Raw genomic sequence first — 12,266 nt, forward strand, 5'->3', positions numbered from 1 at the left:
TAATGGGCTCAAAGAGGAAACCGATGGATCGCCGCAACTTCATCGCCGGATGTCTCGGGTTGCCGCTGTTGGCGCAGGCGGGTGGATCGCAAGCGCAGGCCGGGCTGACAAAAATGATCTTCCCGTTCGCGGCGGGCGCGGGCGGCGACACGCTGTGCCGGCTGATCGCGCAGGAGATGGCGCCGGCGCTGCAGCGGACCATCGTGGTCGAGAACCGTACCGGCGGCGACGGCCTGATCGGTATCAAGGCGGTGAAGGGCGCGAGCGCCGACGGCAGCATGGTGCTGGTGACGACCGGACCCACCATGTATCTGCTGCCGATGGTGGAGACGACGCCGAGCTTCGACACGGCCAAGGATTTTATGCCGGTGTCGCTGCTGGCGCGGTTCGAATTCGCGCTCGTGATCGGTCCGGGGATCGACGCCACGGATTTCAAGTCATTCGTGGCGTGGCTGAAGGCGCATCCGGACAAGACGTCGTTCGGCGTGCCGAGCAACGGCACCATTCCGCATTTCGCCGGCTCGAAACTGGAGAAAGATCTCGGCATTCCCCTGAGCCGCGTACCCTATCGCGGCAGCGCGCCGATTCTCAACGACCTCGTCGGCGGCCATCTGCCGTTCGGAATCACCACACTGGCCGACGCGCTGCCGCAGCACCGCGCCAAGGGCGTGAAGATCATCGCGGTCGCGAGCGCGGAACGTTCGCCGTTCGCGCCCGAGGTCCCGACGCTGAAGGAGAGCGGCATCGATCTCGTTGCGGACGCCTGGTACGGCATGTGGCTTCCCGCCGGCAGTTCGCCGGACTTCGCCAGCAAGCTCGGCGCCGCCGCCAGTGCCGCGCTTGCGAAGCCGGAAGTGAAGGAGAGGCTCACCGCGATCGGGCTGATCCCGGTTGGCAGCAATGCGGATGGACTAACCAAGGAGCTCGCCGCGAACACGGCGTTCTGGCAGCCGATCGTGAAGGCGACGGGGTACAAGATCGAGAATTGAGTCTCTCCTCCCGTCATTGCGAGGAGCCCTTGCGACGAAGCAATCCAGAGTTCCTCCGTTGAGAGATTCTGGATTGCTTCGCTGCGCTCGCAATGACGGCGTGGATGGATGTTCGATTGTATCGATGATGCGCCGCGCGTAGAGCCCTCCTCCCCGCAAGCGGGGGAGAGGCGAAGAGCGGCTCACATCTTCGCGCGCTGCACGATGCCGTCCTTGATCGCGGCGAGTTCGGCTTCATCCCAGACGCCGATCAAAATGCCGCCCTTCACCTGGAGCTGTTTGTCGGCATAGTTCGCGATCTTCTCGCGCGGGGTTGTGATGTGGTCGTTCGGATGCAGCGCCCAGTCGAACAGCTCGGCCTGAAGGCGCGCGATGATGCCGGCACACTCCGGATCGTCACCGCGATCCAAAAACTCTTCCGGATCGGTTTCGAGATCATACAGCATCGGGCGGAAGCTGGAGGCGTGGATGTACTTCCAGCGGCCGTCGAACACCATGAACAGGCGGCAGCGCTCGATCGGCTGGTTCAGCTTCAGCCGCACGTCCTGCATGGCGTAGTCGTATTCGGAGAACGCCACCTTGCGCCAGTCGGACGGCCTCTCGCCGCGCAGCAGGGGCAGCAGCGAGCGTCCTTCCAGGATGTGGCCCGGCACCTCGCCGCCGAAATAATCGACGAAGGTCGGCGCGAGATCGATGCCTTCCACCAGCGCGTCGCTGCGCGTGCCACGCGTGGCGTCGGCTTCCCCGGAGGGATCGATGACGATCAGCGGAATTTTGGCCGACTGTTCGTGGAACAGATCCTTCTCGCCCATCCAGTGATCGCCGAGATAGTCGCCATGATCGGACGTGAACACGATCATGGTGCTGTCCAGCAGACCGCGCGCCTCCAGAAACTTCATCAGCACGCCCATCTGGTCGTCGATCTGGGTGATCAGGCCCATATAGGTCGGGATCACCTTCTCCCGCGCATCGTCGCGCGCCATGTTGCGGGAGTAGCGCATGTCCATGTAGGCGCCGAACACCGGATGCGGGTTCTGGCGTTCGCGCTCGGAGCGGATCGCCGGGATCATGTCATCGGTCGAATACATGCTCGCATAGGGCTGGGGCGCGATGTAGGGCCAGTGCGGCTTGATGTAGGACAGATGCAGGCACCACGGCCTGCCGTCGGTCTCGGCCTCGCTGATGAAGTCCATCGCGCGCCGCGTCATATAGGGCGTTTCGGAATGCTCGTCCGGCACGCGCGCGGCCTTGTCGGCGTGCACCAGGAGCCAGCCGTTCTGCAGCGAGCCGTCGTCCGCTGCGCCTGAATTCGCCCAATGCTCCCAGGGATTGGTCGCCTCGAATCCCTGGCTGCGCAGGTACTCATCGTATTTCGGGCGCGGCCGTCCCGTCGGATGCAGGCCGTCGTCTCGCTCATAAGGCTCGAACCCGCATTCGGCGACGTGCACGCCGATCATCGATTCCGGCGGGATGCCGAGTGCCTTCATGCCCTCGAGATCGGGCGCCATGTGGGTCTTGCCGACCAGCACGTTGCGCACGCCGATCTTCTTGAGGTGGTCGCCGAGCGTGGGCTCGCCGACGCGCAGCGGCCAGCCGTTCCAGTGCGAGCCGTGCGAGCGCATGTAGCGTCCGGTGTAGAACGACATCCGCGACGGGCCGCAGATCGGCGACTGCACATACGCCTTGCTGAAGAGCACGCCACGCTTGGCCATGGCGTCGATGTTGGGCGTCTTCAGCGTCGGATGGCCGGTGCAGCCGAGATAGTCGTAGCGAAGCTGGTCGCACATGATCCAGAGAACGTTCTTCGCGCGCGCCATGCTTCGCCCCTGCCGTTTCTTTATTTTTTGATGCTGCGCCATCGCGCCAGCGAAGACAAGCGGGCCGGTTGAGCGGGTCGGATTACGCCGACCACGGCTCCGCTTCGGCCGCGCTCTTCGCCTTGGCCGATACCGGAGCCTCGCCGATCACTTCGACAAGCGCGCGCAATGCTTCCTTCACGCCGTCGCCGGTGATGCCGGAGAGCAGCAGCGGCGTCTTCTTGGCCGCGCGCTTCAGTCGGTCCTTCTGCTTCTTCAACTCGTCCGGCTCGACCGCGTCGATCTTGTTCAGCGCGACGATCTCGATCTTGTCGGTGAGCAGCCCGCCATAGGCGTTGAGCTCGTTGCGCACCGTCTTGTAGGCCTTGCCCGCGTGCTCGCAGGTCGCATCGATGAGATGCAGCAGCACGCGGCAGCGCTCGACATGGCCGAGGAAGCGATCGCCGAGGCCGGCGCCTTCATGCGCGCCTTCGATCAGGCCGGGAATATCCGCGAGCACGAACTCGCGGCCGTCGGAATTCACGACGCCGAGCTGCGGATGCAGGGTGGTGAAGGGATAGTCGGCGATCTTCGGCTTGGCCGCGCTGACCTTGGAGAGGAAGGTCGACTTGCCGGCATTGGGCAGACCGACCAGGCCGGCATCCGCGATCAGTTTCAGCCGCAGCCAGATCCAGCGCTCCTCGCCGGGCTGGCCGGGGTTGGCGTTGCGTGGCGCGCGATTGGTCGAGGACTTGAAATGCGCGTTGCCGAAGCCGCCATTGCCGCCCTCCGCCAGCACGAACTTCTCGCCGACATCAGTGAAGTCGTGGATCAGGGTCTCGCGGTCCTCGTCGAAGATCTGCGTGCCCACGGGGACCTTCAGCACGATGGCCTTGCCGTTGGCGCCATGGCGGTCCGAGCCAGAGCCGTTCTCGCCCTTCTGGGCCTTGAAATGCTGCTGGTAGCGGTAGTCGATCAGCGTGTTGAGGCCGTCGGCGACCTCGATGACCACGTTGCCGCCGCGGCCGCCATTGCCGCCGGAAGGACCGCCGAATTCGATGAACTTCTCGCGGCGGAACGCCACGCAGCCGTTCCCGCCGTCACCGGAGCGGATATAGACCTTTGCTTCGTCGAGGAATTTCATGGGCCATAGGTAGGGCAGGCGGTCCCGCGCGGCAACCCGGACTTATCCCTGAATCGGCCGAATTTCCGCGAATTTGGCCCCGTGCTTAACCTGCAGGCCGTCTCCGGATCAGGAATTTCTGCATTCCCTCCAGCACCAGCTCCTTGCGCTGGTTGAACACGGTGCTTTTGAGCGTCACCGCGCCGGTCGTGCGACCCGGCACCAGCTCCGTGACCTCGAGCGCGGGATAGATGGTGTCGTCGGCGAACACCGGTTTGAGGAACCGGCTCGATTGCTCGAGGAAGCCGACGAGGGAGTCCTCGACCATGAACGGAAACAGCCCTGCGCCGGGCGCGGTGTGGATCAAGGTCTGGAAGCCGTGGGCGAGCAGATGCGGCATGCCGCGGCTGCGGCAATATTCCACGTCGTAATGCACGGGATGGGTGTCGCCGCTCGCGGTCTGGAAGGCGGCGAACACCGCCGAGGTCTGGGTGCGGCTCGGCAGCACGAAGCGCTCGCCGACCACGAAATCCTCAAACCAGCGTTGCGCGGGGATCATGCGATGCCGGGTCGGGTCGAAGTCGGTCATGTCCATGCTCTCTAGTTCGGGAGGCGCCTATCGCTAGCGCGCCGCGAAGAGTGCGACAATCCGTTCAATCGGCAGATGCGGGCTTGTCCGGCGCGGCCATGTCATTAAAACGGCGCCGATGCCCTTCTTCAAGAATCTCTCCGCCTATGACGATCGCTCCGCGCGCCTTGCCGGCATCGCGCTGATGGTGCTGTCGATCTTCATGTTCTCGTTCGGCGACGCCATGGGTAAGTTCCTGGTCGGGACGTATTCGGTGGGGCAGCTCTTGTTCCTGCGCGCCTGCGCGGCGCTGTTGCTGCTGTCGCCGCTGGTCTGGCGGCAGCGTCACCAGTTCCTGCATCTGGAGCGGCCGCGCCTGCAGCTGTTTCGCGTCGTGCTGTCGACGCTGGAAGTGGCCGCCTTCTTCCTCGCGACGGTCTATCTGCCGCTGGCCGACGTCATCACCTATTATCTCGCGGGCCCCATCTTCGTCACCGCGATGTCGGCGATCTTTCTGGGCGAGAAGGTCGGCTGGCGGCGCTGGACGGCGATCCTGATCGGCTTCTGCGGCGTGCTGATCGCGTTGCGGCCGTCGGCGCAGACGGTCAGCCTGCCGGCGCTGATCGCGCTCGGCGGCAGTTTGTCTTTTGCGACCCTGATGCTGATCACGCGCAGCCTGCGCAAGACGCCCGACATCGTGATGGCGTCGTCGCAATTCGTCGGCACGTTCTCGCTGGGTGCTGTGTTGTCGGCATTCCACTGGGTGCCGCCGACACCGGGCAGCCTCGCGATCTTCGCACTGGCGGGTTGCGTCTCGGTGACCGCGCTGTTCTGCGTCAACCGCTCGCTCAAGCTGGCGCCGGCCAGCGTCGTGGTGCCCTATCAATATTCGATGATCGTCTGGGCCGTGATCTTCGGCTTCGTCGTGTTCGGCGACGTGCCGTCGATTGCCACCATCGTCGGCGCCGCCATCATCATCGGCGCCGGGTTCTATATTTACCTGCGCGAACGCGATCTCGGCCGCCCGAGCAACGAGGTCAATCCGCCCGCATAGCCACAACGTCGTCCCGGGGCGCGCAAAGCGCGAGCCCGGGACCCATACCCACAGGCAGTCGTTTTGCGAAAGCTCGGAGTGGGAGTTTCGCGCCACACTCCTCCCTGCGGGTATGGATCCCGGGCTCGCGACTTCGTCGCGCCCCGGGACGATAGCGGAGAATGTAGCAGCGCTTCCGCCCTACCTCATCCGTCTCGCACTGCTCCAGTTCTTCAGCGACGACCACACGCCGCGTGACAGGCGGAAGCAATCGACCGGAGTGGACGAGCCGAGCGCGAGGAAGCGATGCAGCTGGACGCCGCTCCACTGGAAGCCGCACTTCTCCAGCACGTTGCGCGAGGCCGGATTGGTGACGCGCGCACCCGCATAGAGATGATCGTCCTCGAACTCCTCGAAGAAGAAATCGATCGCGCCGCGCGCCGCCTCGGTGGCAAAGCCCTGGCCCCAATGCTCGACGCCGAGCCAGTAGCCGAGCTCGGCATTGTCGGGCGTGGAGCGGTCGATGCCGACCATGCCGACCGGCCCGGTATCGTGCTCGATCAGGAACACGGTCTCGCTGCCGAGCGCGGCGGTGGCGCGGACGAATTCGACGGCGTCGTCCTGCGAATAGGGGTGTGGAAGGCGGCGGGTGTTTTCCGCGACACGGCGGTCGTTGGCGAGGTGGGCGATGGTCCTGACGTCGGCGAGAGTCGGGCGCCGCAACGTCAGCCGCTCGGTGGCGACGACGCTAGGTCTCGCCTCCCGCAAGGTCACGCTCGAGAAATCCTGCAACATGTCCGGCTCCGTCAAAGTCACTAAGTGAAAAGTGAGCAAGTCAAACGAAAGGGGAGGCCGGTTTCCCTGCCTCCCCTGGAGCCGTCTTGTGGACTCCGCCGGTTCGGTCAAGGACCCGGCGGACTCCAAATTTGGTCCACCGTCTATTCAGCCGCCTCGGCGATCGGGAGTACCGATACGAATGTGCGGCCGTTGGCTTTGGCTTGGAACGTGACGCGACCCTCGATCTTGGCGAACAGAGTGTGGTCCGTGCCCATGCCGACATTAAGGCCGGGATGCCAGGTGGTGCCGCGCTGACGCGCAATGATGTTGCCGGGAATCACGACTTCGCCGCCGAACGCCTTGATGCCGAGGCGCTTGCCCTTCGAATCGCGACCGTTGCGCGATGAACCGCCTGCTTTTTTATGAGCCATGGCTCGTCTCCAAAATCCTGCGTATTTCTAGATCAATTCCTTGACGGAATCATTTCACAATTTCTCACGCATCAATTTGTGATTGCGCGTGATCAAATTATGCGGCGGCCTCTTCGGTGGTCGCTTCCTTCGCGACCTTCTCCTTCTTCGGACGCGGGCCCTTGGTGGGCTTGGCGCCGTCCGTCAGGATCTCGGAGATGCGCAGCACCGTGATCTCGTCGCGATAGCCGCGCTTGCGGCGCGAATTCTTGCGGCGGCGCTTCTTGAACGCGATGACCTTCGGCCCGCGCTTGTGGTCGAGCACCTCGACCGCAACGGACGCGCCTGCGACCGTCGGGACGCCCAGGACCGGCGTGTCGCCGCCGAGCACCAGAACTTCATTCAGCTGTATGATCGAGCCGACTTCGCCTTCGATCTTGCCTACTTCGAGAACATCATCCGGCACGACGCGGTATTGCTTGCCGCCGGTTTTGATGACTGCGAACATCGTTTTTTCTCCGTGTTCAAATCCCGGCCTCGCGACGAGAATCGTCCGGGCCGGCTTTTTGTCAGTCGCTATGGGTTTATGCGCGTTTTGTGCGGGCGGGAGTTATCCCTTTGAAAACCCACGCAAAAACAAACAGCGCGAGAAACGCCCCGCGCCGGTTGCGGGACTTATAGCCGCTCGCTCCCGCAAGTCAAGGAAAAGCAGGCGGAAACGGCCCGGATTTGAAGGATTTAGCATCCGTCCCGGCCCTCAGGCGAATCTGCAGCCGGTTTGCAACTTCCGGGTTCCCGCGCCGTTGTCCCGGCCGGAACAGGTAACCGGGCAGGGCTTTCATGGCAACGGACGAACTGGTCAAGACGACGACGGGCATCGCCGCCCACGGCGCGGCGCGGCTGCCGTCGGTGGACATCGACAGCTTCAACATCGAGATGAAGGACGAGGACGGTTTCCTCGGCGACCGCGCCAGCAAGGGCGCGTTCCGCGAAATCCTCGAGCGCTGGCGCAAGCCTTTGCGCAAGTCCGGCGAGGACCCGTTCGGCAAGGAGCCATCGGATGAGATCAGCAAGAAGACGCTGGACGCCATCCTGATCGGCGATGACACCGAGGCCTGGGCCGTGGTGCATAGCGCCATCGAGGACTTTGCCCAGGAGCTCGCCTACGTCACCCGTCGCTTCCTCAAGAGCAAGGCCTGGGCGAAGACCGAGCGCATCGTCGTCGGCGGCGGCTTCCGCGATTCACGGCTCGGCGAGCTCGCGATCGCGCGCACCGAGATCATCCTGAAGGCCGAGGATTTCAAGATCGACATGGTGCCGATTCGCGCCCATCCCGATGAAGCCGGCCTGATCGGCACGCTGCATCTGGCACCGTCATGGATATTCGAGGCCCATGACAGCATCCTCGCCGTCGACATCGGCGGCACCAACATCCGCTGCGGCCTGGTGGAGACCGGCTGGAAGAAGGCCAAGGACCTCTCGAAGGCCAAGGTCGTGAAGTCAGAGCTGTGGCGTCATGCCGATGACGAGCCGACCCGCGAGGGTGCGGTGAAGCGGCTCACCAAGATGCTGAAGGGGCTGATCACCGAGGCCGAGAAAGAGGGCTTCAAGCTCGCGCCGTTCATCGGCATCGCCTGTCCCGGCGTGATCAACGCGGACGGTTCGATCGAGAAGGGCGCACAGAACCTGCCGGGCAATTGGGAGAGCAGCAAGTTCAACCTGCCGGCGAGCCTGATCGAGGGCATCCCCGTGATCGGCGAGCACGACACCGCGATCCTGATGCACAATGACGGCGTGGTTCAGGGCCTCTCCGAGGTGCCGTTCATGCAGGACGTCGATCGCTGGGGCGTGCTCACCATCGGCACCGGGCTCGGCAATGCCCGCTTCACCAACCGGCGCAAGGAGAACGGCAACGGAAAAGACCGGGATACTACTGAGAACGGCAAGAAAAAGGGCAAGGCGGACAAGGAGTAACCTTGACTGGTTAGGTTAAGGACCGGATTGCGTTGCAGCGCACAGGACACTCGCTACGGTCGAATCGTCGCCTCACCCTGGCCGGCGAAGCCGCCCTTCCCAGCCAGTATTTCAATGAGCGGCACGGGACCGCCAGTGTTTACCGCGTCTGGCGGTCCCACCCTGTCTTCAGCGCCAGCCGATCCGCTGAAAGAACGCCGCGATCTCCGCGGCCGCGCGATCCGGATCTTCCCGATGCGGGAAGTGTCCGACATCAGGAAACATCGCGAGATCGAGCGCGCCGAACGTCTCGCCGAGACGGTCGGTCCAGGCATAGGGAAACAGCGGGTCGTGCTCGGCCCAGCGCACGCAGGTCGGCACGTTGATCGGTGCCAGCCGCGGGGCTTCGCCCTTCATCATCGCGACCCGCCCGGCATGCGAGGCGCGATAATGCGCAAAGCCGCCGGCAAGGTTGCCCGCCTTGAAGAAATTGTCGGCGAAGGCGTCGAGGACATCGTCGAAGGCGTTCTTCCGATGCGCCCAACCTTTGAGGAAGTGACTGATATAGAGCCGGCAGCTCTCGCGGCTCGTGCCGACGAGCGCGGGCGCCATCTCCATCTGCTGGAAGGATTGATACCAGATGTGATTGAGCCTATCAGGCGCCGCCATCCGCGGCCCGATGCCGGGATAGACGAAATCGAAGAAAAACAGCCCCGCGAGCCGCTCGCCCGCCTTCCGGGCCAAAGGCTGCATCACGGCACCGCCGACATCATGGCCGACCACGGCGAATCGGTCGATGCCGAGCCCGTCCATCAGCGCCAGCATGTCGGCGGCATGGCCGTCCGGCCCAAAAGGCCCGTCAGGCTTGTCGCTGTCGCCGAAGCCGCGCAGATCGGGCGCGATCAGCATGAAACGGTCCGAAAGCCTTGAGATCACCGGCTCCCAGGTCAGCCAGAATTCCGGCCAACCATGCAGCAAAAGCAGCGGTTTTCCCTGTCCGGCGCGGACCAGGTGGAAATCGGCTCCATTGGCCTTGATCGTGAGATGCTCTACGGCAGTTCCTCCCGGCGGTGAGAGCGCTTCCCAGCGAAGTGGACACCGGTTCGCCTCAGGAAAACGGGTCAAAACAAGAATCTGGAGCCCCGTTCCGATTCATCGGAACGGAAACGGCTCTAGGCGGGGGCGAAAGAGGCAGCGGATTTTCCCCTTTCGCGCCTTGTCTGGCCCGCCATCCTCGCCTATTAACGCCCCCAACCACAGGGGCCCTGCTCCTACCATGGCGCCTTCAGGAGAGGTGGCAGAGTGGTTGAATGCACCGCACTCGAAATGCGGCATAGGTGCAAGCCTATCGGGGGTTCGAATCCCTCCCTCTCCGCCAATGATTATGTTTGAGCGCCTCAGCTCGCGTCGCCAGCATGGCCGAACCCGTCACGATCATAACGTTGCTATTGCGTGCGGGGAATCGGCACTTGGTAATTGAAGCGACGCCCTGTGCAACCCTTCCCCTTGCTAATTTCGCCTAATATAAGCTGAGCCGAATTTGCGCCGCCGCATCCAGGATGCGCGCAGGCTGGGGGAAGGTCTATAGGATGGCTGAAAGCCGCAGACGTGAGGCAACAGACGAGTTCGTGCTGTTTTCGCAAGAAGAAAATCGCGGGCTGGACGATCGAACCGTAGAACGAAACGTCCGGGGCAAACTTATCCCGTATGCGAGTTGCTTGATTCGTGGCAAAGAATTTCAGCTTAAACCGGAAGAGCGCATCCGGCAGCTTTGGCTTGCGCGCCTGATTAACACGCTGGGCTATTCACCATCCCGCATAGCCCGTCACGTTCGGACGGGATAGCTCTAAACGTGCCGACATCGTCGTTTTCGATGCGGACAGACCAACCGTCCCTTACATAATCGTCGAGGTGAAACAGGCAAAGTACAAGGACGGTAAGGAGCAACTTCGATCCTATACTCATGCGACGGGTGCGCCTCTCGCGCTGTGGAGCAATGGCACGCTCGCCGAGGTCTGGCATCGCAAGAATCCCAATTACTTCATGCCAATTCATGATTTGCCGCGGGCAGATCAGACCATCGAGCAAGTCGTTGACCAGCCCTGGACCATCCAGAAGCTGATCGAGCTAGAAGAGGAGCGCGTCCGCGAGGGCAAATCGGCCAAATCGCTGCGCGATCTCATTGCTGACATGGAAGACGAAGTTCTCGCCAACGCTGGCGTCGACGTCTTCGAGGAGGTGTTCAAGCTAATCTTCACTAAGCTCTACGATGAGATGACCTCCTTTCGCCGTGGTAGCGCGCTACGCTTTCGGAATCAGAACACGGCGACGCAGTTAAAAACCGCAATCCAGAACCTGTTCGACGAGGCTAAGAAGAAGTGGCCCGGCGTATTCCTTGAAGATGAGCGTATCCGCCTGTCGCCTGATCACCTTCAGGTGTGTGTCGGCTCGCTTGAAGAGTGGAAGCTCTTCAACTCTAATCTCGACGTAATCGACGACGCTTTTGAGTATCTCGTGTCGAAGTCGTCAAAGGGGGAAAAGGGGCAGTACTTTACCCCGCGCTGGGTCATCGACATGTGCGTAAAGATGATGAACCCGGTGGAGGGCGAGACCGTCATTGACACGGCGTGTGGCTCGGCGGGATTCACAGTGCACGCAATGTTTCATGTCTGGCTAAAGATCATTGCCGACATGGGGAAGCAGGAAAATCATCTCTTCACGATGGAGGAGAAACCGCACCGCTGCATTGAATACGTGCGGGACAACGTCTTCGCTATCGATTTCGATGAGAAAAGTGTGCGCGTCTCCCGATGCCTCAATCTAATCGCGGGCGATGGCGAAACCAACGTGCTGCATCTCAACACACTCGATTGGACAAAGTGGGATGAGACCGCAAAGCAGGACGAGTGGCTGGACACCTACGGTGCGGGTTGGCGACGGCTTCGTAAGCTCCGCGAGTCGACTCGGCAGCGAGATTATCGCCAATTCCAGTTTGACGTGCTGATGGCCAATCCCCCGTTCGCGGGCGAAATCAAGCAGTCCGATATGTTGGCGCCCTATGAGCTTGCCCACAAGAAAGATGGCAAGCTGGATAAAGCCGTCGATCGGGACCTTCTGTTCGTCGAGCGCAATCTAGATTTCCTGAGACCGGGCGGGCGCATGGCAGTGGTGCTGCCACAGGGGCGGTTCAACAATTCGTCCGATCAGCGGTTGCGTGAATTCATCATGGAGCGTTGTCGCGTGCTGGCCGTGGTGGGGCTGCATCCCAACACCTTTAAGCCGCACACGGGCACGAAGACGAGTGTGCTCTTTGTCCAGAAATGGAACGACGACCCGGGCGTAGGACCATTATGCCCGAAGCAGAAGGACTACAATATCTTCTTTGCCACACAGCAAGTGGAGAGCGTCGACAATTCTGGGCGCAAAGTTTACCGACGCGATGACGATGGCACCTTTATGCGAGACAAGCATGGGCACTTCATCGTTGAGCATGATCTTTTCAATCATGAGGGGTTGACGCGGGACGGCATCGCCGAAGCCTTCGAAGAGTTCGCGCGAGCGGAGAAGCTCAGTTTTTTTCCGGGTGCCCCTTCGACGAGAGCCGCTTAGACGGCCTG

Annotated in this window: 12 protein-coding genes and 1 tRNA gene; 6 read left to right on the plus strand and 7 right to left on the minus strand. The window is 62.3% G+C overall.

All coding sequences use genetic code 11. The annotated features are described in order from the left end of the window. Nucleotides 1–23: 23 nt before the first annotated feature. Nucleotides 24–989, plus strand: coding sequence for a Bug family tripartite tricarboxylate transporter substrate binding protein (locus tag ACKWRH_RS02190; RefSeq protein WP_445219139.1), 966 nt, complete (start codon nt 24–26; stop codon nt 987–989). A gap of 182 nt (nt 990–1,171) precedes the next feature. Here ACKWRH_RS02190 and ACKWRH_RS02195 read toward each other — a convergent pair whose 3' ends face one another. The 3 genes from ACKWRH_RS02195 to ACKWRH_RS02205 form a co-directional block, all read right to left on the minus strand. After that, complete coding sequence (locus tag ACKWRH_RS02195) at nt 1,172–2,806, minus strand: alkaline phosphatase family protein (protein ID WP_445219140.1); 1,635 nt, start codon at nt 2,804–2,806, stop codon at nt 1,172–1,174. An 82-nt stretch (nt 2,807–2,888) separates the two neighbouring features. Then, nucleotides 2,889–3,929, minus strand: a complete 1,041-nt coding sequence (obgE, locus tag ACKWRH_RS02200; protein WP_445219141.1) for a GTPase ObgE — start codon at nt 3,927–3,929, stop codon at nt 2,889–2,891. 85 nt (nt 3,930–4,014) lie between these two features. Continuing rightward, nucleotides 4,015–4,497 carry a MaoC family dehydratase gene (locus ACKWRH_RS02205; protein ID WP_014490587.1) on the minus strand — a complete coding sequence of 161 codons (483 nt, stop codon included), beginning with the start codon at nt 4,495–4,497 and terminating at the stop codon, nt 4,015–4,017. Nucleotides 4,498–4,615: 118 nt separating this feature from the next. On the opposite strand from ACKWRH_RS02205, the gene ACKWRH_RS02210 reads away from it, so the two are divergent. Then, on the plus strand, nt 4,616–5,530 hold the full coding sequence (locus tag ACKWRH_RS02210) for a DMT family transporter (protein ID WP_445219142.1): 915 nt from the start codon (nt 4,616–4,618) through the stop codon (nt 5,528–5,530). 180 nt (nt 5,531–5,710) lie between these two features. Here the strand turns inward: ACKWRH_RS02210 and ACKWRH_RS02215 are convergent, their stop codons facing one another. The 3 genes from ACKWRH_RS02215 to rplU all read right to left on the minus strand — a co-directional run bounded on the left by ACKWRH_RS02215 (nt 5,711) and on the right by rplU (nt 7,204). Next, nucleotides 5,711–6,304 carry a GNAT family N-acetyltransferase gene (locus ACKWRH_RS02215; RefSeq protein ID WP_028149983.1) on the minus strand — a complete coding sequence of 198 codons (594 nt, stop codon included), beginning with the start codon at nt 6,302–6,304 and terminating at the stop codon, nt 5,711–5,713. Between the two features lie 143 nt (nt 6,305–6,447). Continuing rightward, nucleotides 6,448–6,717, minus strand: coding sequence for a 50S ribosomal protein L27 (rpmA, locus tag ACKWRH_RS02220; protein ID WP_011083253.1), 270 nt, complete (start codon nt 6,715–6,717; stop codon nt 6,448–6,450). A gap of 97 nt (nt 6,718–6,814) precedes the next feature. Continuing rightward, on the minus strand, nt 6,815–7,204 hold the full coding sequence (rplU, locus tag ACKWRH_RS02225; RefSeq protein ID WP_445219143.1) for a 50S ribosomal protein L21: 390 nt from the start codon (nt 7,202–7,204) through the stop codon (nt 6,815–6,817). Between the two features lie 332 nt (nt 7,205–7,536). Between rplU and ACKWRH_RS02230 the strand changes: the two genes are divergently transcribed. After that, the gene (locus ACKWRH_RS02230) at nt 7,537–8,670 is read left to right on the plus strand and encodes an ROK family protein (protein ID WP_445219144.1); all 1,134 of its coding nucleotides are present in this window, start codon (nt 7,537–7,539) and stop codon (nt 8,668–8,670) included. 168 nt (nt 8,671–8,838) lie between these two features. On the opposite strand, the gene ACKWRH_RS02235 is transcribed toward ACKWRH_RS02230, so the two are convergent. Further along, nucleotides 8,839–9,687 (minus strand): alpha/beta fold hydrolase, encoded by an 849-nt coding sequence (locus ACKWRH_RS02235; protein WP_445222605.1) that lies wholly within the window; start codon nt 9,685–9,687, stop codon nt 8,839–8,841. Nucleotides 9,688–9,937: 250 nt separating this feature from the next. Here ACKWRH_RS02235 and ACKWRH_RS02240 point away from each other — a divergent pair. The 3 genes from ACKWRH_RS02240 to ACKWRH_RS02250 all read left to right on the plus strand — a co-directional run bounded on the left by ACKWRH_RS02240 (nt 9,938) and on the right by ACKWRH_RS02250 (nt 12,258). Further along, a tRNA-Ser gene (locus ACKWRH_RS02240) sits at nt 9,938–10,027 on the plus strand. A 211-nt stretch (nt 10,028–10,238) separates the two neighbouring features. Continuing rightward, entirely contained in the window at nt 10,239–10,493 is a 255-nt protein-coding gene (locus tag ACKWRH_RS02245; RefSeq protein WP_445219145.1) for a hypothetical protein, read from the plus strand. A gap of 16 nt (nt 10,494–10,509) precedes the next feature. Continuing rightward, on the plus strand, nt 10,510–12,258 hold the full coding sequence (locus ACKWRH_RS02250) for a restriction endonuclease subunit M (protein WP_445222606.1): 1,749 nt from the start codon (nt 10,510–10,512) through the stop codon (nt 12,256–12,258). The last annotated feature ends 8 nt before the right edge of the window (nt 12,259–12,266 follow it).

This window comes from Bradyrhizobium sp. Pa8 (assembly GCF_052588265.1).